The sequence below is a fragment of the Pseudomonas fluorescens genome, assembly GCF_001708445.1.
GTDB classification, from domain to species: Bacteria; Pseudomonadota; Gammaproteobacteria; order Pseudomonadales; family Pseudomonadaceae; genus Aquipseudomonas; species Aquipseudomonas gorinensis.
The window spans coordinates 5,285,573-5,309,898 of record NZ_CP015637.1 but is presented as its reverse complement, the minus strand read 5'-3'; the positions used below and the strand labels follow the sequence as shown (position 1 = coordinate 5,309,898).

29 protein-coding genes and 1 tRNA gene are annotated in these 24,326 nt (G+C 58.6%); 7 read left to right on the top strand and 23 right to left on the bottom strand.

What is annotated here, in order from left to right:
• Positions 1 to 15 precede the first annotated feature (15 nt).
• The 3 genes from gcvT to A7317_RS23605 all read left to right on the top strand — a co-directional run bounded on the left by gcvT (position 16) and on the right by A7317_RS23605 (position 2,336).
• Positions 16 to 1,140 carry a glycine cleavage system aminomethyltransferase GcvT gene (gene gcvT / locus A7317_RS23615; protein ID WP_069076931.1) on the top strand — a complete coding sequence of 375 codons (1,125 nt, stop codon included), beginning with the start codon at positions 16 to 18 and terminating at the stop codon, positions 1,138 to 1,140.
• Positions 1,141 to 1,527: 387 nt separating this feature from the next.
• Positions 1,528 to 1,740 carry a cold-shock protein gene (locus A7317_RS23610; RefSeq protein WP_024077135.1) on the top strand — a complete coding sequence of 71 codons (213 nt, stop codon included), beginning with the start codon at positions 1,528 to 1,530 and terminating at the stop codon, positions 1,738 to 1,740.
• Positions 1,741 to 1,847: 107 nt separating this feature from the next.
• The gene (locus tag A7317_RS23605) at positions 1,848 to 2,336 is read left to right on the top strand and encodes an RDD family protein (protein ID WP_024077136.1); all 489 of its coding nucleotides are present in this window, start codon (positions 1,848 to 1,850) and stop codon (positions 2,334 to 2,336) included.
• A gap of 135 nt (positions 2,337 to 2,471) precedes the next feature.
• Here A7317_RS23605 and nadA read toward each other — a convergent pair whose 3' ends face one another.
• The 19 genes from nadA to A7317_RS23510 form a co-directional block, all read right to left on the bottom strand.
• Positions 2,472 to 3,530, bottom strand: coding sequence for a quinolinate synthase NadA (gene nadA, locus A7317_RS23600; RefSeq protein WP_069076930.1), 1,059 nt, complete (start codon positions 3,528 to 3,530; stop codon positions 2,472 to 2,474).
• A gap of 496 nt (positions 3,531 to 4,026) precedes the next feature.
• A tRNA-Lys gene (locus A7317_RS23595) sits at positions 4,027 to 4,102 on the bottom strand.
• A 63-nt stretch (positions 4,103 to 4,165) separates the two neighbouring features.
• Entirely contained in the window at positions 4,166 to 4,840 is a 675-nt protein-coding gene (gene queC, locus A7317_RS23590) for a 7-cyano-7-deazaguanine synthase QueC (RefSeq protein ID WP_162163619.1), read from the bottom strand.
• A gap of 16 nt (positions 4,841 to 4,856) precedes the next feature.
• A complete protein-coding gene (queE, locus tag A7317_RS23585; protein WP_024077139.1) occupies positions 4,857 to 5,504 on the bottom strand; it encodes a 7-carboxy-7-deazaguanine synthase QueE in 648 nt (215 codons plus the stop codon).
• A 164-nt stretch (positions 5,505 to 5,668) separates the two neighbouring features.
• A complete protein-coding gene (ybgF, locus tag A7317_RS23580; RefSeq protein ID WP_069076929.1) occupies positions 5,669 to 6,505 on the bottom strand; it encodes a tol-pal system protein YbgF in 837 nt (278 codons plus the stop codon).
• 6 nt (positions 6,506 to 6,511) lie between these two features.
• On the bottom strand, positions 6,512 to 7,012 hold the full coding sequence (gene pal, locus A7317_RS30270; protein WP_003209827.1) for a peptidoglycan-associated lipoprotein Pal: 501 nt from the start codon (positions 7,010 to 7,012) through the stop codon (positions 6,512 to 6,514).
• 55 nt (positions 7,013 to 7,067) lie between these two features.
• Positions 7,068 to 8,348: a Tol-Pal system beta propeller repeat protein TolB gene (gene tolB / locus A7317_RS23570; RefSeq protein WP_041161007.1), complete on the bottom strand. Its 1,281-nt coding sequence runs from the start codon at positions 8,346 to 8,348 to the stop codon at positions 7,068 to 7,070.
• Between the two features lie 17 nt (positions 8,349 to 8,365).
• Positions 8,366 to 9,439 carry a cell envelope integrity protein TolA gene (gene tolA / locus A7317_RS23565; RefSeq protein ID WP_024077142.1) on the bottom strand — a complete coding sequence of 358 codons (1,074 nt, stop codon included), beginning with the start codon at positions 9,437 to 9,439 and terminating at the stop codon, positions 8,366 to 8,368.
• Positions 9,439 to 9,891, bottom strand: coding sequence for a protein TolR (tolR, locus tag A7317_RS23560; RefSeq protein WP_160384999.1), 453 nt, complete (start codon positions 9,889 to 9,891; stop codon positions 9,439 to 9,441). The genes tolA and tolR overlap by 1 nt, the downstream gene beginning before the upstream one ends.
• Before the next feature lie 23 nt (positions 9,892 to 9,914).
• Positions 9,915 to 10,610 carry a protein TolQ gene (tolQ, locus tag A7317_RS23555; protein WP_024077143.1) on the bottom strand — a complete coding sequence of 232 codons (696 nt, stop codon included), beginning with the start codon at positions 10,608 to 10,610 and terminating at the stop codon, positions 9,915 to 9,917.
• 1 nt (position 10,611) lies between these two features.
• A complete protein-coding gene (gene ybgC, locus A7317_RS23550; protein ID WP_032890914.1) occupies positions 10,612 to 11,067 on the bottom strand; it encodes a tol-pal system-associated acyl-CoA thioesterase in 456 nt (151 codons plus the stop codon).
• 152 nt (positions 11,068 to 11,219) lie between these two features.
• Positions 11,220 to 12,278: a Holliday junction branch migration DNA helicase RuvB gene (gene ruvB, locus A7317_RS23545; RefSeq protein ID WP_024077146.1), complete on the bottom strand. Its 1,059-nt coding sequence runs from the start codon at positions 12,276 to 12,278 to the stop codon at positions 11,220 to 11,222.
• Positions 12,279 to 12,890 (bottom strand): Holliday junction branch migration protein RuvA, encoded by a 612-nt coding sequence (gene ruvA / locus A7317_RS23540; protein ID WP_003175802.1) that lies wholly within the window; start codon positions 12,888 to 12,890, stop codon positions 12,279 to 12,281.
• Positions 12,891 to 12,957: 67 nt separating this feature from the next.
• A complete protein-coding gene (gene ruvC / locus A7317_RS23535) occupies positions 12,958 to 13,482 on the bottom strand; it encodes a crossover junction endodeoxyribonuclease RuvC (RefSeq protein WP_024077147.1) in 525 nt (174 codons plus the stop codon).
• A 156-nt stretch (positions 13,483 to 13,638) separates the two neighbouring features.
• Positions 13,639 to 14,385, bottom strand: coding sequence for a YebC/PmpR family DNA-binding transcriptional regulator (locus A7317_RS23530; RefSeq protein ID WP_024077148.1), 747 nt, complete (start codon positions 14,383 to 14,385; stop codon positions 13,639 to 13,641).
• A gap of 135 nt (positions 14,386 to 14,520) precedes the next feature.
• Positions 14,521 to 16,296, bottom strand: a complete 1,776-nt coding sequence (aspS, locus tag A7317_RS23525) for an aspartate--tRNA ligase (protein WP_024077149.1) — start codon at positions 16,294 to 16,296, stop codon at positions 14,521 to 14,523.
• 107 nt (positions 16,297 to 16,403) lie between these two features.
• A complete protein-coding gene (locus A7317_RS23520) occupies positions 16,404 to 16,625 on the bottom strand; it encodes an FmdB family zinc ribbon protein (protein ID WP_010208103.1) in 222 nt (73 codons plus the stop codon).
• 169 nt (positions 16,626 to 16,794) lie between these two features.
• Positions 16,795 to 17,136 (bottom strand): ribbon-helix-helix domain-containing protein, encoded by a 342-nt coding sequence (locus A7317_RS23515; protein ID WP_041161008.1) that lies wholly within the window; start codon positions 17,134 to 17,136, stop codon positions 16,795 to 16,797.
• Between the two features lie 181 nt (positions 17,137 to 17,317).
• On the bottom strand, positions 17,318 to 17,791 hold the full coding sequence (locus A7317_RS23510) for a Dps family protein (protein ID WP_003193874.1): 474 nt from the start codon (positions 17,789 to 17,791) through the stop codon (positions 17,318 to 17,320).
• A 427-nt stretch (positions 17,792 to 18,218) separates the two neighbouring features.
• Here A7317_RS23510 and A7317_RS31335 point away from each other — a divergent pair, with 427 nt between their 5' ends.
• Positions 18,219 to 18,821 (top strand): cold-shock protein, encoded by a 603-nt coding sequence (locus A7317_RS31335; RefSeq protein WP_024077151.1) that lies wholly within the window; start codon positions 18,219 to 18,221, stop codon positions 18,819 to 18,821.
• A gap of 84 nt (positions 18,822 to 18,905) precedes the next feature.
• Here the strand turns inward: A7317_RS31335 and A7317_RS23500 are convergent, their stop codons facing one another.
• Together A7317_RS23500 and A7317_RS23495 are read right to left on the bottom strand one after the other, a co-directional pair.
• Positions 18,906 to 19,112 carry a SlyX family protein gene (locus A7317_RS23500; protein WP_024077152.1) on the bottom strand — a complete coding sequence of 69 codons (207 nt, stop codon included), beginning with the start codon at positions 19,110 to 19,112 and terminating at the stop codon, positions 18,906 to 18,908.
• A gap of 3 nt (positions 19,113 to 19,115) precedes the next feature.
• Complete coding sequence (locus A7317_RS23495; RefSeq protein ID WP_041161288.1) at positions 19,116 to 19,541, bottom strand: HIT domain-containing protein; 426 nt, start codon at positions 19,539 to 19,541, stop codon at positions 19,116 to 19,118.
• 174 nt (positions 19,542 to 19,715) lie between these two features.
• On the opposite strand from A7317_RS23495, the gene A7317_RS30730 reads away from it, so the two are divergent.
• Both A7317_RS30730 and A7317_RS23490 read left to right on the top strand, forming a co-directional pair.
• Positions 19,716 to 20,099: a hypothetical protein gene (locus A7317_RS30730; protein WP_143036939.1), complete on the top strand. Its 384-nt coding sequence runs from the start codon at positions 19,716 to 19,718 to the stop codon at positions 20,097 to 20,099.
• Positions 20,100 to 20,283: 184 nt separating this feature from the next.
• Entirely contained in the window at positions 20,284 to 21,585 is a 1,302-nt protein-coding gene (locus A7317_RS23490) for an OprD family porin (RefSeq protein WP_069076927.1), read from the top strand.
• Positions 21,586 to 21,777: 192 nt separating this feature from the next.
• Here the strand turns inward: A7317_RS23490 and A7317_RS23485 are convergent, their stop codons facing one another.
• Both A7317_RS23485 and A7317_RS23480 read right to left on the bottom strand, forming a co-directional pair.
• Positions 21,778 to 22,620 (bottom strand): mechanosensitive ion channel family protein, encoded by an 843-nt coding sequence (locus A7317_RS23485; RefSeq protein WP_024077155.1) that lies wholly within the window; start codon positions 22,618 to 22,620, stop codon positions 21,778 to 21,780.
• A 135-nt stretch (positions 22,621 to 22,755) separates the two neighbouring features.
• Complete coding sequence (locus tag A7317_RS23480) at positions 22,756 to 23,241, bottom strand: YajQ family cyclic di-GMP-binding protein (RefSeq protein WP_003193880.1); 486 nt, start codon at positions 23,239 to 23,241, stop codon at positions 22,756 to 22,758.
• Positions 23,242 to 23,363: 122 nt separating this feature from the next.
• On the opposite strand from A7317_RS23480, the gene A7317_RS23475 reads away from it, so the two are divergent.
• Positions 23,364 to 24,281, top strand: a complete 918-nt coding sequence (locus A7317_RS23475) for a putative 2-dehydropantoate 2-reductase (protein ID WP_069077451.1) — start codon at positions 23,364 to 23,366, stop codon at positions 24,279 to 24,281.
• Positions 24,282 to 24,326: the final 45 nt, after the last annotated feature.

The window sequence follows — 24,326 nt, the reverse complement described above, 5'->3', positions numbered from 1 at the left end:
TTTCAGGAGCTGAATATGTCCACCGAAACCCTGTTGAAAACCCCATTGCACGCCCTGCATATCGAGCTGGGCGCGCGCATGGTGCCTTTCGCCGGCTATGACATGCCGGTGCAATACCCACTGGGCGTGATGAAGGAACACCTGCACACCCGTGAACAGGCCGGGTTGTTCGACGTGTCCCACATGGGCCAGATCCGCCTCACCGGCGCCAATGCCGCCAAGGCCCTGGAAACCCTGGTACCGGTCGACATCATTGACCTGCCGGTGGGCATGCAGCGCTATGCCATGTTCACCAATGACCAGGGCGGCATCCTCGATGACCTGATGGTCGCCAACCTGGGTAACGACGAGCTGTTCCTGGTGGTCAACGCCGCCTGCAAGGACCAGGACCTGGCGCACCTGCGTGCGCGGATCGGCGACCAATGCAGCATTGAGCCGCTGTTCGAAGAACGCGCCCTGCTGGCCCTGCAAGGCCCGGCTGCGGTGAAGGTACTGGCTCGCCTGGCACCTGAAGTCACGCAGATGACCTTCATGCAGTTCGCCTCCCTGCGCCTGCTGGGCGTGGACTGCTACGTGAGCCGCTCGGGCTACACCGGCGAAGACGGCTTTGAAATCTCGGTGCCGGCGGCCAACGCCGAAAGCCTCGCACGCAGCCTGCTCGCCGAAACCGAAGTACAGGCGATCGGCCTGGGTGCGCGTGACTCGCTGCGCCTGGAAGCCGGCCTGTGCCTGTACGGTCATGACATGAACACCGACACCACGCCGATCGAGGCCAGCCTGCTGTGGGCGATCTCCAAGGCCCGTCGGGCTGACGGTGCACGTGCCGGCGGCTTCCCGGGCGCCGATCGCATCTTCACCCAGCAGCAGGCCGGCGTCAGCCGCAAGCGCGTAGGTCTGCTGCCCCAGGAACGCACCCCCGTACGTGAAGGCGCAGAGATCGTCGATGAACACGGCACCGTGATCGGCAGCGTATGCAGCGGTGGCTTTGGCCCGAGCCTGGGCGGCCCACTGGCCATGGGTTACCTGGACAGTGCATTCATCGCGCTGGATACCCAAGTCTCTGCGCTGGTGCGTGGGAAAAAGGTACCTCTTCGTGTAAGTAAAATGCCATTTGTGCCGCAGCGTTACTATCGTGGCTGATTGACTGTTCCTATAAGTAACGCGGTTGCGTTAATGTGCACTAATCTGTAACGCAACCGCCATAAAACAGTGCAGCAACGATAGTCTTTGTTAAAGGAATTAACCTATAACAAGTGACCCATTCTATCGAATAAGTCGCTTCCACATTATTCAACGAAGTGTCATGAGGCCAAGCAAAACCTGGGCTTTTGGCAGGGCTTGTTTTTTCTGCATTAGTTGTCGTAGAGTTTGTCCACTGTGTTTGCATGGGTCGCTTGGAACCTGACCTGGGCAGTAGCCAAAGCTTGCTACAACCCGTTCGACGTCTCTTACTTTCCTGCAACCCAGCCCAGTACTCTTTCATGCGAAGGGGCTGTCATCAATTTTTAGCGTCAAGGAAATAAGAAAATGTCTGAACGTAAGAGCGGTACCGTCAAGTGGTTTAACGACGAAAAAGGGTTTGGTTTTATCACTCCAGAAAGCGGTCCGGATCTGTTCGTACACTTCCGCGCTATTCAGGGCAACGGCTTCAAGAGCCTGAAAGAAGGCCAGAAAGTGACTTTCGTTGCTGTGCAAGGGCAAAAAGGCATGCAAGCTGATGAAGTGATCGCCGAAGGCTGATACTTCCCTGCGACAAAAAGCCCCTGATGTCACCATCAGGGGCTTTTTTATGGGCGCCGCAGGGGCATTGCCCCGTAAAATGCATTTTTTCTCCAGAGAGCCCTGCCATGTCAAAACCCCTGCTGAGCCCCCAAGGCGAGTTCCCCGCCGTTGGCCTGGGCCGTCGCCTGGCAGCGATGTTCTATGACTTCCTGTTGTGCACCGCACTGCTGATCGTCACCGCCTTCCTTTACAAACTGGTGTGGATCGCATTCGTGGGCGAAGCGAAAATGCGCACTCTCACCGAGTCCGGTGCGCTGGACGGCGACCCGCTGCTGTCGACCATTCTGTTCTTTGTGCTGTTTGGCTTCTTCGCCAAATTCTGGACCCATTCCGGGCAGACCCTGGGCATGCAGGTGTGGGGCGTGCGCGTACAGAACGCCGACGGCTCGCGGATCAGCCTGTGGCAGGCGCTGTTACGCTTTGTGGTGTCGATTGCGTCGTGGTTGTGCGTGGGGCTGGGGTTTATCTGGTCGTTGTTCGACAAGCAGAAACGCAGCTGGCATGACATCTACTCGGATACGCAGTTGGTGAGAATTCCGAAGCAAAAGAAATAACTCCCTGCCTGCTGAAATCAAAATGTGGGAGGGGTTTGCCCCCGATAGCGGCTCTACATTCAATATTTCTATTGACCGACACACCGTCATCGGGGGCAAGCCCCCTCCCACATTTTTAACCGAGCTCGCTTCGTTTCAGGCGTTACCGGCCAGCTTCAGGCGCGCAGCCTGAGTGAAATCCAGCATGCGCTTGAGCGGCCGCACCGCCTGCGGGATCACCGAAGGCTCGACGAAGATCTCGTTACTGCCCTCACGCAGGCACTGCAAGGTGCGCTCCAGCGTATTCATCGCCATCCACGGGCAGTGTGCACAGCTGCGGCATGCCGCGCCGTTACCGGCGGTAGGCGCTTCGACGAAGACCTTGTCCGGGCACAACTGCTGCATCTTGTAGAAGATGCCGCGGTCGGTGGCGACGATGAAGGTCTTGTTGGGCAGACGCTGCGCCGCGGCAATCAACTGGCTGGTGGAACCCACCGCATCCGCCAACTCGATCACCGACGTCGGCGACTCCGGGTGCACCAGGATCGCGGCGTCCGGGTACAGCGCCTTCATATCTTCCAACTGCTTGGACTTGAACTCTTCATGGACAATGCAGGCACCGTCCCACAACAACATGTCGGCTCCGGTCTGGCGCTGGATGTAGGTACCCAGGTGCTTGTCCGGGCCCCAGATGATGGTCTCGCCGTTATCCATCAGGCTTTCGACGATTTCCAGCGCACAACTGGAGGTCACCACCCAATCCGCCCGCGCCTTGACCGCCGCCGAGGTGTTGGCATACACCACCACGGTGCGCTCGGGGTGCTGATCGCAGAACGCCGAAAACTCATCCACTGGGCAACCCAGGTCGAGGGAGCACGTGGCTTCCAGGGTCGGCATCAGGATGCGTTTTTCAGGGGTAAGGATTTTGGCGGTCTCGCCCATGAAACGCACACCGGCGACCAGCACGGTCTTGGCCGGGTGGGCGGCGCCGAAGCGTGCCATTTCCAGGGAATCGGAGACACAGCCGCCGGTTTCTTCGGCCAGGGCCTGAATCACCGGGTCGCAGTAGAAGTGAGCGACCAGCACCGCGTCCTGAGCTTTCAGCTCGGCGGCGATGGCGGTACGCAGGCTAGCCTCTTCATCGGCACTGAGGACCTTGGGCTGCTTGGCGTCGAGGTGGGCTTGAACCAGTAGGCGTTCGGAAATTTGCGTCATGTTCGCAAGACCTGCAGGCGCAGTTGCGCGAAAGTCGAGTGTACCACCGGCTCTGGAGCCCTTCGGGCGCCGCCGGACGAAGTGAGGGTGTTCATCAAGCACGGGTTAAAGTGAAGCTGGGCAAGGCTACAGAATATCGAATGGTTTCAAAAGCCTAATCTGGCGCTCGAGGCCGTGATAAGCGGGTAAAAAAACGGGAAACACCATCGCTGGTGTTTCCCGTTTTTTTATCTCGCTCAACGCCGACAGGGTTGATTCAGGCCAGGCGACAAACGTCAGAAGCGGTACGCGACCGAGACACTGGCCTTGCTGTTACAAAAACTCGTCAAGGGCCGCATAAGCCGACCGCAGGAGGGCGAGAATCGCCTCCTCCATGGGGGCGTATGACTCGGCATCTCACGGACGGCGCATGACACATCGACTTTTTCACAAGACAAAAAAAAACCCGGAAATCCTCACTTGCGTGGGCCTTCCGGATTTTCTAAACCGCCAAAAATGGTGGGTCGTGTGGGATTCGAACCTACGACCAATTGGTTAAAAGCCAACTGCTCTACCAACTGAGCTAACGACCCGCTGTGTGGTGGCGCGTATAATACTGATTTCTAAGGATTATTCAACACCTTATTTGAAATAAATCAGAAATAACGCGTTGGGTCCGTAATTCCGGCCGCTTGGAAGCCCTCAGCACGCAGTCGGCAGCTGTCACATTTCCCGCAAGCACGGCCGTCATCGTCTGCCTGGTAGCAGGAAACAGTCAGCGAATAATCGACGCCTAGTCCTACGCCAGCCTTCACAATATCGGCCTTGCTCAGGTTTTGCAGCGGCGCCAGGATGCGAAAGCCCTGCCCTTCGACACCGGCTTTGGTGGCCAGGTTGGCCATGCGCTCGAACGACTCGACGAACTCCGGGCGGCAATCCGGGTAACCGGAATAATCCACCGCGTTGACGCCAATAAAGATGTCGCGGGCATTCAGTACCTCTGCCCAGCCAAGGGCCAGGGATAGGAATACGGTGTTGCGTGCTGGCACGTAAGTCACCGGGATACCTTCACTCGGCGCTTCCGGCACATCGATGCTGCTGTCGGTCAGGGCTGAGCCACCAATGCCGTTGAGGTTCAGGCCAATCACCTTGTGCTCGGCCACGCCCATCTCACGGGCAACACGGGCAGCAGCGTTCAGCTCGGCGCGATGGCGCTGGCCGTAGTCGAAGCTCATGGTGTAGCAGGTGTAACCTTCAGCCTGTGCCATGGCGACCACGGTGGCGGAGTCCAGGCCACCGGACAACAGGATGACAGCGCGTTTTTGAGCAATCGTAGGTTCAGTCATTTCAGCGTCCTGGCTCGTCGTTCCAAAGATATTTATGCAGCTGCAATTGCAGGCGTACTGGCAGGTTATCAGCCACCACCCAGTCGGCGAGGTCGCGTGCGTTCAGGTCGTGGTGGCTCGGCGAGAACAGCACCTCGCCCGCGCGACGGTCCAGGCCATACTGGATCAGCTTGGAGCTCGCCCAATCGTAGTCGTCGCGGGAACAGATCACGAACTTGACCTGGTCGTTGGCCGTCAGCAGATCGATGTTCTCGTAGAGGTTGCGATGCGCCTCTTTGGAGCCTGGGGTCTTCAGGTCGACCACGCGGCTTACGCGCGGGTCTACCGCGGAAATGTCCAGGGCACCACTGGTCTCCAGGGACACTTCGTAACCGGCGTCACACAGCTGCTTGAGCAGGGGAATGGCATTTGGCTGCGCCAGCGGCTCGCCACCCGTCACACAAACGTAGCGCGGTCGATAGCTGGCAACCTGCTCGAGGATGTCATCGAGGGTGCGCACGGTGCCGCCACTGAAGGCGTAGGCGCTGTCACAGTATTGGCAACGCAATGGGCAGCCGGTCAGACGCACAAATACTGTGGGCAGGCCAGCGGTGCGCGTTTCACCCTGTAACGAGTAAAAAACTTCGGTGATGCGTAATGTGTCTTGCATAGTCGCCACGGGCGTAACAGCTAAACAGGCTGTCCGCCTCCGTCAGGCACTTCAAGGAATTCCGCCAACGCGTAAACCCCAGGAAGCGTGTTTCATAAAAGGGCGTGGATTCTAACGAAAAAACCCGCGCCAGGCGCGGGTTTCTTCCAAACGGGCTGCATCGCTTACAAGCGTTGCAGATCGCGCTGGGCCAACTGGGCAGCGGAAGTACCCGGATACTGGGCAACCACCTGCTGCAGAATGCCTTTGACCTTGTCGGTATGACCCAGGCGGCGTTCTACGTCAGCGAGTTTGTACAGCGAGTCCGGCACCTTGGCGTGCTTAGGGTAGAGTTGGCTGACCTTGGCAAATGCCTGGCCTGCCCCCTGCAAATCACCCTTTGCCAGGTTTACCTCACCCAACCAGTACTGGGCATTGCCTGCGTACTGACTGTTTGGGTAACGACCGAGGAATGCGGTGAAAGCCTTGCTGGCCTTGTCGAAATCCTTGGCTTTGATCAGATCGAAGGCGGCATCGTAATACAGCTTTTCCTTCGCCGGATCACCCGGTTCGCTGCTTGCGGCAGGGGCTTGGCTGGCGGCCGCGGCCCCTGCTGCTGCACCACCGGCGGCGGCACTGGGTGCGCCACCGGTAGAAGAATTATCAGGAGTTGCGGCAGGTGTAACGCCGGCTCCAATACGTCGGTCAAGATCCTGATATCGCTCCAGGCCTTCTTGCTTCAGCTGGTTCACTTGGTTCTGCAAAACCTCAATGGCGCCTTGTTGCTGCGACAATTGATCCTGCATGCGTTGCAGCTGGTTGAACAGTTCGCCCTGTGCCGAGGGGGCTGACGTAGCCGCCCCCCCAGCATAGGCGCCGTTCGTGCCATAACCCGCTGGCGGATAAGCACTTCCGCTATTGTTATAGCCAGAGTTGCTATCGACCACAGGAGCCGCAGCCCACACCGAGAGCGGCGCGAGGCTGAGAGTCAGTACAGTTAGAGCACGACGGCACGTTCGCATGACGAATTACTTACGCAGTTCGACGCGACGGTTTTGAGCCCAGGACTGCTCGTCGTGGCCAGTAGCAACTGGACGCTCTTTACCGTAGGAAACCAGTTCCAGTTGGCCTGGAGCAACACCTTGCAGTACCAGGTAGCGCTGAACGGCTTTCGCACGACGCTCGCCCAGAGCCATGTTGTACTCACGAGTACCACGTTCGTCAGTGTTACCTTCCAGAACAACGCGAGCGCCGTTAGCTTTCAGGTCTTTCGCGTGAACGTCCAGAGCGCGCATGGCTTCTGGTTTCAGGTCCGAACTGTCGTATTCGAAGTAGAAAGTAGTGATTGCGCGCAGAGCAGCTTCTTCGCTCAGGGAGCCGTCAACTGCACCAGTGTTAGCACCGTAACCAGCGTTTGGATCAACAGCTGCGCCTTCACCGGCATTGTCGCCGCCTTTAGACGAGCAACCAACGGCTACGGACAGAGCCAGAGCCAGAGCAGCAAACTTACCAAACTTCAGCATTTCCATCGTGAAACTCCTAATGAACCCCAGTGTGTTAAGCAAATCTTTTTGTAGCGCCGCGTCAGTTCAGGTAAGGGGACCAGGATGGTTCTCTGACTTCGCCTTGTGCGGTAGGAAGCGGGAGCCTTACGCGTCCATTAATGGACACGAGCATCAAGACTCCCCGGCCCTGCTGGCGGGTGGCGTAGATTACCATGGTGCCGTTGGGCGCAACAGTGGCTGACTCATCAAGGTTGGTATCTGTAAGGATTTTTACGGTTCCGCGCTGCAAATCCTGGGCCGCAACCCGGAAATTAGTGAAACCATCCTGACGGTGAATCATCACCAACGTCTTTTCATCAGCCGAAAGCTTCGGATTGGCATTGTAGTTACCGATAAAGGTCACGCGTTCCGCGCCCCCACCGCCAATGCTCGATTTGTAGATTTGTGGCTTGCCACCGCGGTCGGAGGTGAAATAGATGGTCGAGCCATCTTTACCCCAGAACGGTTCGGTGTTGATACCTGGGCCGCTGGTGACGCGAGTGATCTGGCGCGAAGCCATGTTCATCACGTAGATATCCGGGTTACCGTCCTTGGACAGTACGAATGCCAGGCGCGAACCATCCGGCGACCAGGCAGGTGCACCGTTGAGGCCTTCGAAGTTGGTGATCTGCTCACGACGGCCAGTATCGATGTGCTGGACGAAGATACGCGGACGCTTCTGTTCGAAAGACACATAGGCAATACGCTTGCCGTCCGGCGCAAAGCGCGGCGACAGGATCGGCTCCCGGGACTGCAGCAAGGTCACGGCGCGCGCACCGTCGTAGTCCGAACGCTGCAACGTGTAGCGAGTGTTGTCTACAGAGAAACGTTCAGCAGTGACATAGAGCATGCGCGTCGAGAAAGCACCCTTGATACCGGTGAGCTTTTCAAACGACTGGTCCGAAATGTAGTGGGCCATATCCCGCAGTTGTTCAGCGGTGCCCGACACGCTGCCGGTCAATACCTGCTGCTCGGTGGCCACGTTGAACAATGTGTACTGGATCTGCAGGCGACCGCCGGCAGGCTGGATGTTGCCGACCATCAGGTACTGGGCACCCACGGCCTTCCAGTCACGGAAGATGACTTCGCTGGCCTGGGTAGGCTGGCTGATCATGTTGCCTTTCGGAATCGGCGCGTAGTAACCGGAGTTGCGCAGGTCGTCGCTGACGATCTGGGCCATGTCATCCGGCAGCACGCTGCCGCCCTGCCAGCCGAACGGCACAACCGCGATCGGGGTGGCCCGATCGCTACCGCTGGTGACCAGGATGTTCTTTTCATCCGCCGCCGCTATCCCTGCCATACAGCAAATAACGACAAGCATTCCTCGAAGAAGGTTTCTCACAAGGCTAGATCCTCAGGTGTGAATGTCATCTTGAATGAACGATAGGGAGCGAAGTCGCTTGGTTTCATTCCCTGCATCTCGGTCAACCGGCCAATGTTCTTGACCGCGGCAACCGCCGAACTGTCGAACGAACCGTCACCACTGGACTTGGCCACGCTGACCGAAGTCACCGTACCGTCCGGCAACATGCCGATCTGCAGCACTACTGTCATGCCTTTGCGTGCCGAAGGTGGACGTGTCCAGCCTTCTGCTGCTCGTGCCCGAATCAGGTCGTCGAAACTGCCCGCGACTTCATCACCACGTTCATCGGCCAATGCTTGCTGACGCTGAGGCGTATCGGAAAGCAAATCTGCCAAGGCCTGGGCCTTTTTGTCTTCGGCGGATTTACGCGCTGCTTCCTGGGCCTTTTTCTTGCTGGCGTCGGCAGCAGCTTTCTTCTTCGCGTCGTCGGCGATTTTCTTCTTCGCCTCGTCTGCTTCAGCTTTTTTCTTGGCGTCTTCGGCGGCTTTCTTCTTCGCGTCCTCGACAATCTTTTTCTTGGCGTCTTCAGCGGCCTTTTTCTTGGCCTCTTCTTCGGCTGCTTTTTTGGCTTCTTCTTCAGATTTTTTCTTGGCTATATCAGCCAATTGTTTCTCTTCAGCTTTTTTAGCTTCGGCAGCTTTCTCGGCTTTCTTGGCTTCATCAGCCTTTTTCGCCTCGTCGGCCTTCTTCGCTTCGTCAGCCTTTTTCGATTCCTCGGCCTTTTGAGCCGCCTCTTCTTTCTTTTGTTCCGCAGCAGCCTTCACCGCTTCCTGCTCGACCTTCTTCTGTTCCATCTGCTCGACTTCAGTCTGGCGCGCAGCCGACTTCTGGGCCTCACCCGCAATCTTCTGATTGGTCTGGGTAGTGGCCTGACTTTTCGATTTCAGCTGATACAGGGTCGCCTGCACGATCGGCTTGGCTGGCGGCAGGTCCGGGGTCATGGCAAAGCTGACGAACAACATGCCAAACACCAGGACATGCAGGGCAATTGCCCAGACGCTAGGCCAGAAGTAGCTTTCCGAGGCGGACGGCTCTCGCTGTTGGTGCATCAGGGCGCCTCGGTAATCAAGCCAACGTTGCCGACGCCGGCCTTCTGCAGCCCGCCCATGGCGCCCATGACGGAGCCGTAGTCGACCGATTTGTCACCGCGGATGAAGACTTGGGTGTGCTTGCCGCCTTCGTTGCCGGAGCGAATGATCTTGGTCACTGCGTCGGTCATCGCCGGCAAGGTCAGGGCCTTGTCCTGCTGCTTCTGGGTATCGACTTCGCTGCCAAGGTTCCAGTAGTAGGTCTTGTCAGCCTTGATCGAAATGGTCAGCACCTGGGTGTTGTTGTCCTGGGGCAAGGCTTCGCTGGAAACCTTGGGCAGATCAACTTTCACACCCTGGTTGAGCATCGGCGCGGTCACCATGAAGATCACCAGCAGCACCAGCATCACGTCGATGTAAGGCACTACGTTCATCTCGGCGACCGGCTTGCGCTTGGTTCGAGCTCGAGTGATTAAAGCCATCGGGGAGTACCTGCTTATTCTTCGCTGGTGTGCACTTTACGGTGCAGGATCGCCTGGAATTCATCGGCGAAGGTGTAGTAACGGCTGATCAAGGTCTCGCCGCGCGCGGCAAAACGGTTGTAGGCAATTACTGCGGGGATAGCGGCGAACAGACCGATCGCGGTGGCGACCAGGGCTTCGGCGATACCCGGGGCCACGGTGGCCAGGGTCGCTTGCTGGGCCTGGGCCAGGCCACGGAACGAGTTCATGATCCCCCACACGGTACCGAACAGGCCGATGTACGGGCTGACGGAACCGACGGTGGCGAGAAACGGCAGGCTCTGCTCCAGCTTCTCTTCTTCGCGGGAGATGGCCACGCGCATGGCACGGGCCACGCCTTCCATGACCGCTTCCGGGTCAACGCCTGGCTGCTGGCGCAGACGGGAGAATTCCTTGAAGCCGGCGCGGAAGATCTGCTCGACGCCCGAATCCGGATCTGGGTTGCTGCCGGCCTGGCGGTAGAGCTTGGACAGGTCGATACCCGACCAGAAGCGCTCTTCGAAGCTCTCCAGGGCACGTCGACCGGCACGCAGCAGGTTGCTGCGCTGAAAAATCATGACCCAAGAGGTAACCGATGCGGCTACCAGGATCAGCATCACCAGTTGAACCACGACACTGGCATTACTGACCAGGCTCCACATGGAGGAATGGTCGACGACGGTAGGTTCCACGCTAAATCTCCTGCTTTGATTGTTTACCCGCGCCGCTCACGGCGGCAAAGGCCGCACGTAGAGTTTCGGGAATGGCCCGAGGTTTCAAACTGTTGGTGCGTACACACGCCACCAGGAACTGCCCCTCGCAGAGCAGCGTTGCATCCGTAGCCCGCCTGACCTGCTGCTTGAATCGCAGGCTGGCACGGTTCAATTCGATTACTTCAGCGCTGACCAGCAGTTCGTCGTCCAGTCGCGCCGGCGCGTGATAGCGAGCCTCGCTGGAATGCACGACGAATAACAGGTCCTCCCCTGCCAGCTGGGATTGGGCAAAGCCCAGCTCCCGTAGCCGCTCGGTTCGAGCCCGCTCCATGAACTTGAGGTAATTGACGTAATACACGATACCGCCGGCATCGGTGTCCTCGTAATAAACGCGACAGCGATGTGCGAACGACTGATCCCCGTTTTGCGCGCGCATACTCTAGTGCTTACTCCTCAGGTTGCCAATCCGGCTTAGCAACTGTTTTTTCATTCTCGCTTTTTGCGTTCGAGAATATTTCCAGTGACTGAATGACGACACCAGCCACTAGGACAGCACAAACCTTGAATAAATCGATCCACGTGGTCTTTTTAATCGTCCACTGCATCCAGGAATTCGTCTACCACGGGCATCTCACCCAATCGTGACGGAATGTTTAACCCGAAGTGCAAATAGGCATGGCGCGTGACCACCCGCCCCCTTGGCGTGCGCATGATGTAGCCCTGCTGGATCAGGTACGGTTCCAGCACATCTTCAATGGTATGGCGCTCTTCACTGATGGCCGCGGCCAGGCTGTCTACCCCCACCGGGCCACCGTCGAACTTCTCGATCATGGTCAAGAGTAGACGTCGATCCTGGTGATCGAAGCCATGCTCGTCCACATCCAGCAGGTTCAAGGCCAGGTCGGCCACCGGCTTGGTGATATGCCCCTTGGCCCGCACCTCGGCAAAATCACGCACGCGGCGCAGCAGGCGGTTGGCAATACGTGGCGTGCCCCGGGCCCGACGGGCGATTTCAAACGCGCCTTCCGGGTCCAGGGGCAGGCCGAGAATGCCGGCCGAACGGCTGACGATGGTCGCCAGGTCTGCGGTGCTATAGAACTCCAGACGTTGAACGATACCGAAACGGTCTCGCAGCGGGTTGGTCAGCATACCCGCACGCGTGGTCGCCCCCACCAGGGTGAACGGCGGCAGGTCGAGCTTGATCGATCGGGCCGCGGGGCCTTCGCCGATCATGATGTCGAGCTGGAAGTCTTCCATGGCGGGGTACAGCACTTCCTCGACAATCGGCGACAACCGATGGATTTCGTCGATGAACAATACGTCATGGGGTTCAAGATTGGTCAGCAGCGCCGCCAGGTCGCCAGGACGCTCCAGCACCGGGCCGGAAGTCGACTTGATCGACACGCCCATTTCCTGGGCAATGATGTTGGCCAGGGTGGTTTTACCCAGCCCCGGCGGGCCAAAGATCAGGGTGTGATCCAGGGACTCGCTGCGCCCGCGCGCGGCCTGGATGAACAACTCCATCTGCTCGCGCACGGTAGGCTGGCCGATGTAGTCGGCCAGGCTCAGGGGCCGGATGGCACGGTCCTGGATTTCTTCGCGGTCACGGGGGCCCGTGGCCGCGATCAGACGATCAGCTTCAATCACTTAAATCATTCCCTTCAGGGCTCGGCGGATCATGTCTTCGCTGCTCAGGTTCTTGTCCTTGATGGCCGACACCGCCTTGCTCGCCTCCTGCGGCTTGTAGCCCAGGGAGATCAGCGCGCTGACGGCATCGCTTTCAGCGCTGGCCACCTGGCCTGCCGGCATATCCGGCTGGTTCGGCACCAGGGCGAACATGCTCGGCACCACTTCCCAGGCCTTGAAGCGGTCCTTGAGCTCCACCAGCAGGCGCTCGGCGGTTTTCTTGCCTACGCCCGGCACCTTGGTCAACGCCGAGGTGTCCTGGGCCGAAACGGCACGCACCAGTTCGTCCACTTCCAGGCTCGACATCAACGCCAGGGCCAACTTCGGCCCCACGCCATTAAGGCGAATCAGCTCGCGGAAGAAGTCGCGGTCGCGCTTGCCGATGAAACCATAGAGTAGTTGCGCGTCTTCGCGCACCACCAGGTGGGTGTGCAGCGTTATGGGTTCACCGACCGACGGTAGGCGATACAGGGTAGTCATGGGCACTTCCAGCTCATACCCCAACCCGTTGACATCCAGAATCAGGTGCGGCGGCTGTTTCTCAGCCAGGGTGCCGCGCAAGCGTCCAATCACGGTTCAGATCCTTAAAGCGTGGGGTCAGATCGAGGCCTGACCGGAAATAACGATTGCGCTGATGCTATCAGAGACGCAGGCGCCCGCCACGACTGCGTGCCGTCCCCAAGCCGTGCGGTAGCAGGCTGGAGCGCGTGTGCGCATGGCAAATGGCAATGGCCAGGGCGTCGGAGGCATCGATCTGCGGTTTTGAGGTGAGCTTGAGCATGTGCATCACCATCATCTGCACCTGCTCTTTATTCGCCGCCCCCGTGCCAACCACTGCTTGCTTGACCTGGGTCGCGGTGTATTCGGCGATTTCCATGCCTTCCTCGGCACCGGCCACGATGGCAGCGCCACGGGCCTGGCCGAGCTTGAGGGCCGAGTCGGCATTCTTGGCCATGAACACCTTTTCGATGCCCATGGTCACTGGCCCGTAGGTCTGGATCACTTCACGCACGCCGCGATAGACGATCTGCAAGCGCTCAGCCAACTCGCCCGCGCCGGTACGAATACAGCCCGAGGCGACATAGACGCAGCCGCGCGGGGTGTGTTGCACCACGCCAAAGCCGGTAATGCGCGAACCGGGGTCGATACCTAGGATTAAAGTCATAAGGCCTGCAGGTCGGGTAAACACAATTTTTGATACAGGGAGGCCCAATGTGGGAGGGGACTTGCCCCCGATGGCAGTGTGTCAGTTATCTCTCAATCGACTGAACCACCGCTATCGGGGGCAAGCCCCCTCCCACATTTAAAACTACATCGCCCTTCAGCCTAGCTGTTCGGCTACAGATTCAGGGATGTCGGCATTCGAATACACGTTCTGCACGTCATCCAGGTCTTCGAGCATATCCAGCATCTTCAGCACTTTCTGCGCGCCGTCCAGGTCCAGCTCGGCGCTGGTGGTTGGCAGCATCACGATTTCCGCGTCGGTACCTTTGAAACCGGCCGCTTCCAGCGCGTTACGCACGGCGTAGAACCCGGCGAACGAGGTGAACACGTCAATGGAGCCGTCTTCATTGGTCACCACGTCGTCGGCATCCGCCTCCATTGCCGCTTCCATCAGCGCATCTTCATCCACACCCGGTGCGAAGGAGATCTGCCCCTTGCGCTCGAACAGGTAGGCTACCGAACCGTCTGTGCCGAGGTTACCCCCGCACTTGCTGAACGCATGGCGCACCGCCGCCGCGGTACGGTTGCGGTTATCGGTCATGCACTCGACCATCACCGCCACGCCACCCGGGCCGTAGCCTTCGTAGGTAAGCTCGACCATGTCGTCGGTATCGGCCGCCCCGGCACCACGGGCCACGGCGCGGTCGATGATGTCGCGGCTCATGTTGGCGCCGAGGGCTTTATCCAGCGCCAGGCGCAGACGCGGGTTGGAGCCTGGGTCACCACCGCCCTGGCGGGCAGCGACCGTCAGTTCGCGAATCCACTTGGTGAAGATCTTGCCTTTCTTGGCATCCTGACGCTCTTTGCGGTGCTTGATGTTCGCCCACTTGGAATGGCCAGCCATAACACAACTCCGAAATTCTCTAGAAACCTTATCAACCCCGCCCCAGGCGGGATGCAACCCTTGTAACGCAAAGGCGCATCCGAAGATGCGCCTTTTTGACCGCGTAAAACCTTATCGCGCTTTCACGCAGCAGCCTTACTCAGCCTTCGGCGTCTCGCGCAGGCGAATGTGCAACTCGCGCAGTGCCTTGGCATCCACCACACCCGGCGCCTGGGTCATGACGTCCGCAGCGCTCTGGGTTTTCGGGAACGCGATCACTTCACGGATCGACTGGGCGCCAGTCATCAGCATCACCAGGCGATCCAGGCCGAAGGCCAGGCCACCGTGCGGCGGCGCGCCGTATTTCAGGGCGTCGAGCAGGAAGCCGAACTTCTCTTCCTGTTCCGCTTCGTTGATGCCCAGCAGGCGGAATACCGCTTGCTGCATCTCTTTGCGATGGATACGGATCGAACCGCCACCCAGCTCGGTGCCGTTCAGCACCATGTCGTAGGCACGGGACAGAGCGCCTGCCGGGTTGGCTTCCAGCTCTTCAGGAGAGCACTTCGGCGCAGTGAACGGGTGGTGCAAGGCGCTGAAGCTGCCGTCGTCGTTCTCTTCGAACATCGGGAAGTCGACGACCCACATCGGTGCCCACTTGCAGGTCAGCAGGTCGAGGTCGTGGCCCAGCTTGATCCGCAGCGCGCCAAGGGCTTCACTGACGATCTTGGCCTTGTCGGCGCCGAAGAACACGATGTCGCCGTCGACCGCACCAACGCGATCCAGGATCACATTGAGGTTGGCTTCCGGGATGTTCTTCACGATAGGCGACTGCAGGCCTTCAACTCCCTTGGCGCGCTCGTTGACCTTGATGTACGCCAGGCCCTTGGCACCGTAGATGCCGACAAACTTGGTGTAGTCGTCGATCTGCTTGCGCGGCATGCTCGCGCCACCAGGCACACGCAGGGCGGCGATGCGGCATTTCGGGTCGTTGGCCGGGCCGCTGAACACCTTGAAATCGACATCTTTAAGCTGGTCGGCCACGTCCACCAGTTCCAGCGGGTTACGCAGGTCTGGCTTGTCGGAACCGTAGCGGCGCATGGCTTCTTCGAAAGTCATGTGCGGGAATTCGCCGAATTCCAGGTCCAGCACTTCCTTGAACAGGTTGCGGATCATTTGTTCGGTGATGCCCATGATCTCTTTTTCATCGAGGAAGCTGGTCTCGATGTCGATCTGGGTGAATTCGGGTTGGCGATCGGCGCGCAGGTCTTCGTCACGGAAGCACTTGGCGATCTGGTAGTAACGGTCAAAGCCGGCCACCATCAGCAGTTGCTTGAACAACTGCGGCGATTGCGGCAGGGCGAAGAAGCTGCCGGCGTGGGTGCGGCTTGGCACCAGGTAGTCACGCGCGCCTTCCGGGGTAGCCCGGGTGAGGATCGGTGTTTCGACGTCGAGAAAGCCGTTCTCGTCCAGGAAGCGACGGATGCTGGTGGTCATGCGCGAACGCAGGCGCAGCTTCTCGGCCATTTCCGGACGACGCAGGTCCAGGAAGCGGTAGCGCAGGCGGGTTTCTTCGCCGACGTCGGAGTATTCGTTAAGCGGGAACGGCGGGGTTTCCGATTCGTTCAGCACTTCCAGCTCGTAGCCCAGCACTTCGATTGCGCCGGACGCCATGTTCGGGTTCACAGCCCCGGCCGGACGCAGGCGTACCTTGCCGGTGATCTTCACGACGTATTCGCTGCGCACGCGGTCGGCGGCGGCGAAGCTCTCGGCGCGGTCCGGGTCGAACACCACCTGGGCCAGACCATCACGATCACGGATATCGAGGAAGATCACCCCGCCGTGGTCGCGGCGACGGTGAACCCATCCGCAAAGGGTGATTTCCTGACCATCCAGGGTCTCGTTCAGTTGGCCGCAATAGTGGCTGCGCATCATGGTAGTGGTTTCACTTCTCGTAATTCGAAATTCGGTGGAGGCCTGCCTCGTCACCGCACAGTTAAGCAGGGGACGGATAATGCAGGAGCCTGCGCGTAGAGTTCAACTCAGTCTGCTTTGTCGCCGCCGGCCAGATTCTTCTTAGAGCCGGTCTTGAAATCGGTCTCGTACCAGCCGCTGCCACTCAGGCGGAAGCCCGGCATGGACAACATCTTCTTGAGTTCAGGCGCCTGGCAGGCCGGGCAATCGACCAACGGCGCTGCGCTGATCTTTTGAATGGCTTCCAACTGATGACCACAGGAAGCACATTGATAGTCGTACATGGGCATGGAGATGTCTCGGCGATCAGATCGTTACGCGCTACGCCTGCCCAACGGATCAAGCCCCGGCATTCGCAGCAAAGCGCGGGATTATATCTGGTAAATCGAGGCAGCGCAGCCGGCTTTCTGCCCGAAGCCAGGCCCGCCCTGGGGCAGGCCTGGCCACGGAACCGCAAGATTACTCAGGACTCAACGGTGCGCTGCAGCCTTTTAACAGGTGAACCACGCACACGACCCTGACCAGTCCACTGAAGTTCTTCACGCCTCCATACCGCAAATGCACTTCCCGATCGACGTAAGACAGCAATGCACTGACCGAACAGGCATTGAGCCTGGCAATCTCCGTGAGGATATTCCAATAGATCTGCTCGAGCCGCAGACAGGTGGAAAAACCGTTGAGCCTGACCGATCGGGACAACGGCCTGGCCAATCCCATATCGAACCCCCTGGAGAAGGGATCGACCTTTATCTTCTGAAAACCACCCGTTTCCATCACTCCACTCACCGCTCCACGTGACATACACCTGACACTCCGTTGCCAAACAACAGCCCATGGGTTTCTCCCATTGGGCGATAGGCCTATAAAACAGCAGGAAGACAGGGGCAGCCAGAAGACGGAGAGTCGATCATCGTAGGAGAACGCCAGGAAGCGCGGGGAAACCCGCGAGCGGCGCCGGGGCGACGCCACTCGAGGTCGATGGTTACTGGTTTTCGAGCAGGGAACGCAGCATCCACGCGGTTTTCTCGTGAACCTGCATGCGTTGGGTCAACAAGTCGGCCGTTGGCTCGTCACTGACCTTGTCGAGCAGCGGGAAAATGCCACGGGCGGTCCGCGTGACCGCTTCCTGGCCCGCAACCAATTGCTTGATCATCTCTTCTGCGCTCGGTACGCCTTCTTCTTCCTTGATCGAAGAAAGACGGGCATAGATCGAATAGGCACCCGGCGCCGGAAAGCCCAGGGCACGGATACGTTCGGCAATGGAGTCCACCGCCAGCGCCAGCTCGTTGTACTGCTCCTCGAACATCAGGTGCAGCGTGCGGAACATGGGGCCCGTGACGTTCCAATGGAAATTGTGGGTCTTCAGGTACAGTACATAGGTATCGGAAAGCAGTCGCGAAAGCCCATCGACGATGGATTTACGATCTTCTTCACTGATACCGATATCGATTGCCATGTTTATCCCCTTCAATTGACAAGCATTCATTGATCAGGTGCAGGACCACTCTAGCAAGAGTCCCCACCTTGTGCAGCCCGGCAGCACCAGGCGACGTGCGGCAATTCGCCCCGCGCGGGTGCGCCGGCCTGTGACAAGCAAGGCTTTGCGCCCGACAGGCGATTTGCCTGATAGCGATAAAAAAGCCTGCAAACGTCTAGGACAAGCGTTTGACGCAGAAATGCCACACCCCTTGCAATGCCTGGAAATGCTTGATTTGAGTAGGCACAGCCTTTGCTGTTAAATAGGCAGCGTGTCGCTGCCGTTATTTTCTTCGGCCAGCGCATAGGCTGATACCCGTGCACGTGCTCAACGCCTCCCATTGTTCAGAAGCGAACCGTGCCAGTCAGCTCTTCCTTGTGATCCGTCTTAACGTGAGTTAATCAAAATGTTGAAAATCGTCCACCTGCTAACGGGCGTTGCAGCTTTGCTGCTGTCCTTTATCCCGAGCCTGCAGCCTGAAAGCCTGCCCTACCTGCAACAACATGACGCTCTGTACCTGGCCTTGTTCGGCCTTCTTAACCTGACGCTGGCGCCCGTGATTCCGTACTGGAACAAAGGCATGCGTCATCAACTGCAAAACCTCGTCAGTGCGCTGTTGGTGCTGACTGTTGTGGTCCAAACCCTCACCCTCCTGGCACCCATGCCTGAAGTCGGCGGCCACCCGGCCATCCTGCTCAGCCTGGTCATTGCGCTGGTCGCCATCGTTCTTCACCTGGCCATCAGCTTCTACCGTTCGTCCCCTGCGGCCGCGTCGCAAAACTACGACATGACCAATCGGGATACCGGGACCGTCAAGTGGTTCAACACGTCCAAAGGCTTCGGCTTTATTTCCCGCGATTCGGGCGACGATATCTTCGTCCACTTCCGGGCCATCCGTGGCGAAGGCCATCGCGTTCTGGTCGAAGGCCAGCGTGTGGAATTCTCCGTCATGAACCGCGACAAAGGCCTGCAAGCCGAAGACGTGATCGCTGCCCTGCCACGTCGCTGATTTCAGCCCGCGCTGCAAAAAAAAACCGCGATCCAGCTAGGCTGGATCGCGGTTTTTTATGCGCGACTATTAAGGGTGGGCCAATTAATAGTGAGGCGGTGGAGCCTCCTCTTCGGAGGTTTCGAACTGGCCGCCCATTTCTTCCTGGCGCTTGAGCAGCGCCGCCATCTGAAGCTGCAGGCGTTCAACCGCGCGCTGCTGGGTCACCAGGATATCGTTGAGCGTCTCGATGGTGTCGTCCTGGAAGGCCAAGCGGCTTTCCAGGTCCGTCACGCGGTCTTGCAGATCCATGGTTCAGTCCTGCGCAAAAATAAAGTCGGCAGGCAACAACTCACGCATGCGCGCGCGAATAGCCGCTACCTGTTGTTCAGTGTACGGCTGCGCCGGATGCTTGCCCCAAACCGGAGCCGGCCATGCCGCGTCATCGCGCCTGCGTACGATCACATGCACGTGCAACTGGCTGACGACGTTGCCCAATGCACCAATATTCATCTTGTCGGCCATCAAGCCTTCGTTGAGCAACTGCGCCAGGGCCGTGGTTTCTTCCCATAGGATTCGTTGATCTGCGACATCCAGCTGAAACACTTCGCTGATACCGTTGATACGTGGTACCAGAATGAACCATGGGTAGTTCGAGTCATTGGACAGCAGCAGGCGGCACAGCGGGAAGTCCCCAAGGGCCAGTGTGTCTTGTTGCAAGCGTTGGTCTAAGGCGAACACCGCGGGCACTCCGTTCGGCAGGTCAAGTTCAGGTACCCAGCATACCGTTGATTGTTCGCGGCTTCACGGCGAATGCAGGAAACGTCGGCACGGTCCGACAAAAAAACCTGCACCTTTTCGAAGCAAGCGAATATATGAGCTACGCTAGAACGGGCCTCACCGGAACGCACCAAAATGACCCACTTGTGCCTCAAAGAGATCCGCCAAGTACCCACTCATCGGGGTGAACCGGTAACGTTTTGCGCAGGCACAGGTTTTTTGTACCACCGCACTGATGTCATGCGCGGCCGTCAAGACCAAACCAAAGGGCGTAAAAAGCCCGTGCTTATGCGGTTTTTACAGGGCAGTAACGATTTTCACGAAAAAATGACATTCAGTTACCGATTTGGGCGCGCTTGTTGCATTCACACCCATATCGTCGGCAACGACACCCGTTCGGAAGCAGGTGTTTCGCGAAAAGAACAACAGCGTTTCAATGCGAATCAAGGAAGACTCCAAACTATTGAAGGGTTTGAAAACAGCATTGAAGTTGTCAGTCCAGTTACATTCGGACTGTGAATTTGCGACATGGAGCTAGCAATTTACGACAGCCTCGTAAAGAAGCTGAAAGGATAGTTGGACAAGTATCGTCAATACGGTCTGCGTGATATAACTTTACGCCGACACAAAAAAGAAAGAGCCGCCCAGATAAAAATACAGGTGGGACGGCAGTACTCTTCCTAAACCAAAGGAGCAAATCACGATGCGCGTGATGAAGTGGAGCATGATCGCCCTGGCTGTTTCAGCAGGCACCTCGCAGTTCGCAATGGCATCCGCCCAGGACGATTCCAAGGGCTTTATCGAGGACAGCACAGCCAGTATCCTGACTCGTACCCTGTACTTCAGCCGTGACTTCCGTAACAACGCGCCAGGCACTCAAAGCCGTCGCGAAGAAACCGGCCTCGGCTTCCACGGTCTGTTCAGCTCGGGCTACACACAAGGCACCATCGGTGTCGGTGTCGATGCCATTGGTTTGCTGGGCATCAAACTCGACAGCGGCAAGGGCCGTGCCGGTACCGGCCTGTTCCCTAACGGCTCCGACGGTCGTGCGCAGGATGATTACTCCAAGGGTGGCGCAGCCATCAAGTTCCGTATTTCCGATACGGTCTTGAAAATCGGCGACCAGTACACCACCGCCCCGGTATTCGCATCCGATGACAGCCGCCTCCTGCCAGAACTGCCACAAGGTATCTCGCTCACCAGCAACGAGATCAAGGGCCTGAAACTGGAAGCCGGTCACTTCACCTCGATCGTTGCCCAGGACCACACCTACAAGGACAGTATCGCTAGCTCCGAGCCGGGTACCGGTACTGGCCTGCGCGACGCCAACTTCGTAGGCGGCGTGTACTCCTGGACCCCAGAGTTCACTACCAGCCTCTACTACTCGAAAGTGGAAGACTACTGGAAGAAACTCTACGCCAACGTGAACTGGACCCACGCGCTTAGCGATGATCAGTCCCTGGCTGTCGACTTCAACATCTACAGCACCAAAAGCGACGGCGCCGGCCTGCAACGCGCAGAAAAAGACGGCACCACCAAGCTGGATAACCGTGCCTACAGCTTGCAGGGCGCCTATACCCTCGGCGCTCACACCTTTACCCTCGCCTACCAGAAAGTTAGCGGTGACGGCGACTACGGTTACGGCGTAGACGGCGGCGGCACGATTTTCCTGGCCAACTCCATCGCCCGTTCCGACTTCAACGCTGAAGACGAGAAATCCTGGCAAGCTCGCTACGACCTGAACATGGCCACCTTCGGCGTGCCAGGCCTGAGCTTCATGACTCGTTACGTCAACGGCAGCGGCGCCAACACTGGCACCACTTCGAACGGTAAAGAGTGGGAACGCGACATCGAAGCCAAATACGTGATCCAGAGCGGCCCAGCCAAAGACCTGAGCCTGCGCGTCCGTCAAGCGACCTATCGTTCGTCTGACGGCGTGTACTACGGTTCGGCGTCGATCGACGAACTGCGTCTGATCGCGCAATACCCGCTGAACATCTTGTAATTAAGCGTTTGATTACAACGATGACTTAAGGCTTCGGCCTTAAACAAAAAAAGCCGCCCCTCTGCTAGCCAGGGGGGCGGCTTTTTTATTGCAGTTTTACTTCAGCGAATAAATAACTAGCAAGCTAACTAACGAGATTAAGCTGACACGTTTAACCTGACCTTTCGGCCAAGTTAAACATGACGCTTTCGCTTACTTCGGCGCAGCCTCTTGCATGACTCGTATAACTCGCTGCGGAAATGGAATATCAATCCCGGCTGCCTTTAAACGGTCACGGGACAGTTCATTAAGCATGAACACTACATCCCAATAATCCGGGGTATTGGTCCAGCAACGCAGAGAAACAGTGATCGAGCTGTCACCCAGGGTCGACACCACGGCAACAGGCGCAGGGTCAGCCAGCACGCGCGGATCTTTCGCCAGCTCCAGCAGCACTTCGCGGGCTTTTTGCAGATCGGCTTCATAGTCCACCCCCACATCGAACACCACCTTGCGGGTCGGCTGACGGTTGGTGTTGGTGATGATGCCGTTGGACAGGATGCCGTTCGGCACGATCACGGTCTTGTTGTCGCCGGTGCGCAGCACGGTGTGGAAGATCTGGATGCTGTCGACGGTACCGGCGGTGCCCTGGGCTTCGATCCAGTCGCCGATACGGAACGGACGGAACAACAGAATCAGCACCCCGCCGGCGAAGTTGGCCAGGCTGCCTTGCAATGCCAGGCCGATGGCCAGGGTAGCCGCACCGATAGCCGCGACGAACGAGGTGGTTGCCACGCCGATCATCGAGGCCACGCTGACGATCAGCATGACTTTCAGTGCAATGTTCGCAAGGCTGGTGATGAAGTGCTGCAGCGCCAGGTCCGCGTTACGCATGGCCAGCAGGCGGCCCACTCGGTGGGTCAATACGTTGATCAGCCACCAGCCAATGGCCAGGGTGATCACCGCCAGCAACACCCGGCTGCCGTATTCCATGATCATCGGGATCCACGACTGCGACGTCTTGATCAAGTGATCCATTTCAGCGTTTAAATCCATGTAGCTTCTCCTGTGTGGCGGATGTGCGGCTTATTGACGGCCTAGAAACACAAATGAGCCCCGTAGGGCTCAAGTGCAGGCGTGGGTTCTGGGGCGTGGGACGTCGAAAACGCCCGCAGGTTCCCCGAAGTGCCATCAGTCGCGGAAGTTATTGAACTGCAGCGGCATGTCGAATGTCTTGGCGCGCAGGGCCGCGATTGCCTCTTGCAGGTCGTCACGCTTCTTGCCGGTGACACGTACCTGCTCACCCTGGATGGCAGCCTGGACTTTCAGCTTGGCATCCTTGATATGGGCGACGATCTTCTTCGCCAGCTCCTTGTCGATGCCTTCCTTGAGCACGGCTTCCTGCTTCATCAGCTTGCCGGAGGCGTAGGCGTCCTTGACTTCAAGGCACTGCACGTCGATCTTGCGCTTGACCAGGGCCAGCTTGAGGATCTCGATCATCGCTTCCAGCTGGAAATCGGCTTCAGCGGTCAAGTTGACAGTCAGTTCCTTTTCCTTGAATTCGAAGCTGCCCTTGCCTTTCAAGTCATAGCGGCGGTCCAGTTCCTTGACGGCGTTCTCGACGGCGTTGGTGACTTCGTGTTTGTCCAGTTCGGATACCACGTCGAACGAAGGCATGTCATTTCTCCAATATAAAGGGCGGGCTCAGTAAAGATGGAGCGCGCCGAGCTAAAATGCCGGGGCATTATAGCGGTTCTTTCGCCCCATTCACCGTGGGCGCCCCTACGGAGCACAAACTGATGTCGACCCCTTGGCACATTCTCGGCGCCGGCAGCCTCGGCACACTCTGGGCCACCCGACTGACGCGCGCCGGCGTGCCCGTGAGGCTGATCCTGCGCGATGAGGCGCGCCTGGCCAGCTACCAGGCGGGGCCAGGGCTGACCCTGGTGGAGCAAGGCGTAGCACACACCTACCCTGTGATCGGCGAAACACCTGACAGCCCCGGGCCGATTCATCGTCTGCTGGTGGCGTGCAAAGCCTACGACGCCCAGGGTGCCATCGCCCGGTTGCAGCATCGACTGGTACCGGACGCCGAACTGATCCTCTTGCAAAACGGCCTGGGCAGCCAGGACGCCGTCGCGGCGCAACTGCCCCAGGCGCGTTGCATCTTCGCCTCCAGCACCGAAGGCGCGTTTCGCGACGGCGACTGGCGCGTGGTATTCGCCGGGCATGGCTACACCTGGCTGGGCGACGCTCAGCACCCCACTCCACCGCTATGGCTGGATGACCTGCAAGCTGCGGGCATCCCCCACGAATGGAGCACCGACATCCTCACCCGCCTGTGGCGCAAACTCGCGCTCAATTGCGCGATCAACCCGCTGACGGTGCTGTACCAATGCCGAAATGGCGGCCTGCAGGCACATCAGTGTGAAGTCGCGACCCTGTGCGCCGAACTGAGCGAGCTGCTCGAATGCTGCGGCCAGCCTGCCGCCGCGCAAGATCTGCACAGTGAGGTAGAGCGAGTGATCCAGGCCACGGCCGCCAATTACTCCTCGATGTACCAGGACGTGGCCAACGCGCGGCGCACCGAAATCAGCTACCTGCTGGGCTATGCGTGCCAGGCGGCCAACCGTCATCAATTGGTCCTGCCGCACTTGCAACAGGTGCAGATGCGCCTGGTCGAGCAGTTGATTGCACGCGGATTGCCCAGCGACTGAGGCACGCGCTACCCTGCCCACTTGTCTATTACCTGTGGAAAACTG

What these genes read in the sequence shown, in the direction of transcription:
- A7317_RS23485 (WP_024077155.1), bottom strand. Translation starts at nt 22,620, where the DNA reads ATGGATTTAAACGCTGAAATGGATCACTTGATCAAGACGTCGCAGTCG.
- tolB (WP_041161007.1), bottom strand. Translation starts at nt 8,348, where the DNA reads ATGCTTGTCGTTATTTGCTGTATGGCAGGGATAGCGGCGGCGGATGAA.
- A7317_RS31335 (WP_024077151.1), top strand. Translation starts at nt 18,219, where the DNA reads ATGTTGAAAATCGTCCACCTGCTAACGGGCGTTGCAGCTTTGCTGCTG.
- ybgC (WP_032890914.1), bottom strand. Translation starts at nt 11,067, where the DNA reads ATGCGCGCGCAAAACGGGGATCAGTCGTTCGCACATCGCTGTCGCGTT.
- A7317_RS23500 (WP_024077152.1), bottom strand. Translation starts at nt 19,112, where the DNA reads ATGGATCTGCAAGACCGCGTGACGGACCTGGAAAGCCGCTTGGCCTTC.
- A7317_RS23510 (WP_003193874.1), bottom strand. Translation starts at nt 17,791, where the DNA reads ATGGCAATCGATATCGGTATCAGTGAAGAAGATCGTAAATCCATCGTC.
- queE (WP_024077139.1), bottom strand. Translation starts at nt 5,504, where the DNA reads ATGCAAGACACATTACGCATCACCGAAGTTTTTTACTCGTTACAGGGT.
- gcvT (WP_069076931.1), top strand. Translation starts at nt 16, where the DNA reads ATGTCCACCGAAACCCTGTTGAAAACCCCATTGCACGCCCTGCATATC.
- A7317_RS23520 (WP_010208103.1), bottom strand. Translation starts at nt 16,625, where the DNA reads ATGCCCATGTACGACTATCAATGTGCTTCCTGTGGTCATCAGTTGGAA.
- A7317_RS23605 (WP_024077136.1), top strand. Translation starts at nt 1,848, where the DNA reads ATGTCAAAACCCCTGCTGAGCCCCCAAGGCGAGTTCCCCGCCGTTGGC.
- A7317_RS30730 (WP_143036939.1), top strand. Translation starts at nt 19,716, where the DNA reads ATGACCCACTTGTGCCTCAAAGAGATCCGCCAAGTACCCACTCATCGG.
- ruvC (WP_024077147.1), bottom strand. Translation starts at nt 13,482, where the DNA reads ATGACTTTAATCCTAGGTATCGACCCCGGTTCGCGCATTACCGGCTTT.
- tolA (WP_024077142.1), bottom strand. Translation starts at nt 9,439, where the DNA reads ATGCACCAACAGCGAGAGCCGTCCGCCTCGGAAAGCTACTTCTGGCCT.
- nadA (WP_069076930.1), bottom strand. Translation starts at nt 3,530, where the DNA reads ATGACGCAAATTTCCGAACGCCTACTGGTTCAAGCCCACCTCGACGCC.
- A7317_RS23480 (WP_003193880.1), bottom strand. Translation starts at nt 23,241, where the DNA reads ATGCCTTCGTTCGACGTGGTATCCGAACTGGACAAACACGAAGTCACC.
- A7317_RS23475 (WP_069077451.1), top strand. Translation starts at nt 23,364, where the DNA reads ATGTCGACCCCTTGGCACATTCTCGGCGCCGGCAGCCTCGGCACACTC.
- A7317_RS23490 (WP_069076927.1), top strand. Translation starts at nt 20,284, where the DNA reads ATGCGCGTGATGAAGTGGAGCATGATCGCCCTGGCTGTTTCAGCAGGC.
- ybgF (WP_069076929.1), bottom strand. Translation starts at nt 6,505, where the DNA reads ATGCGAACGTGCCGTCGTGCTCTAACTGTACTGACTCTCAGCCTCGCG.
- A7317_RS23530 (WP_024077148.1), bottom strand. Translation starts at nt 14,385, where the DNA reads ATGGCTGGCCATTCCAAGTGGGCGAACATCAAGCACCGCAAAGAGCGT.
- pal (WP_003209827.1), bottom strand. Translation starts at nt 7,012, where the DNA reads ATGGAAATGCTGAAGTTTGGTAAGTTTGCTGCTCTGGCTCTGGCTCTG.
- A7317_RS23515 (WP_041161008.1), bottom strand. Translation starts at nt 17,136, where the DNA reads ATGTCACGTGGAGCGGTGAGTGGAGTGATGGAAACGGGTGGTTTTCAG.
- A7317_RS23610 (WP_024077135.1), top strand. Translation starts at nt 1,528, where the DNA reads ATGTCTGAACGTAAGAGCGGTACCGTCAAGTGGTTTAACGACGAAAAA.
- aspS (WP_024077149.1), bottom strand. Translation starts at nt 16,296, where the DNA reads ATGATGCGCAGCCACTATTGCGGCCAACTGAACGAGACCCTGGATGGT.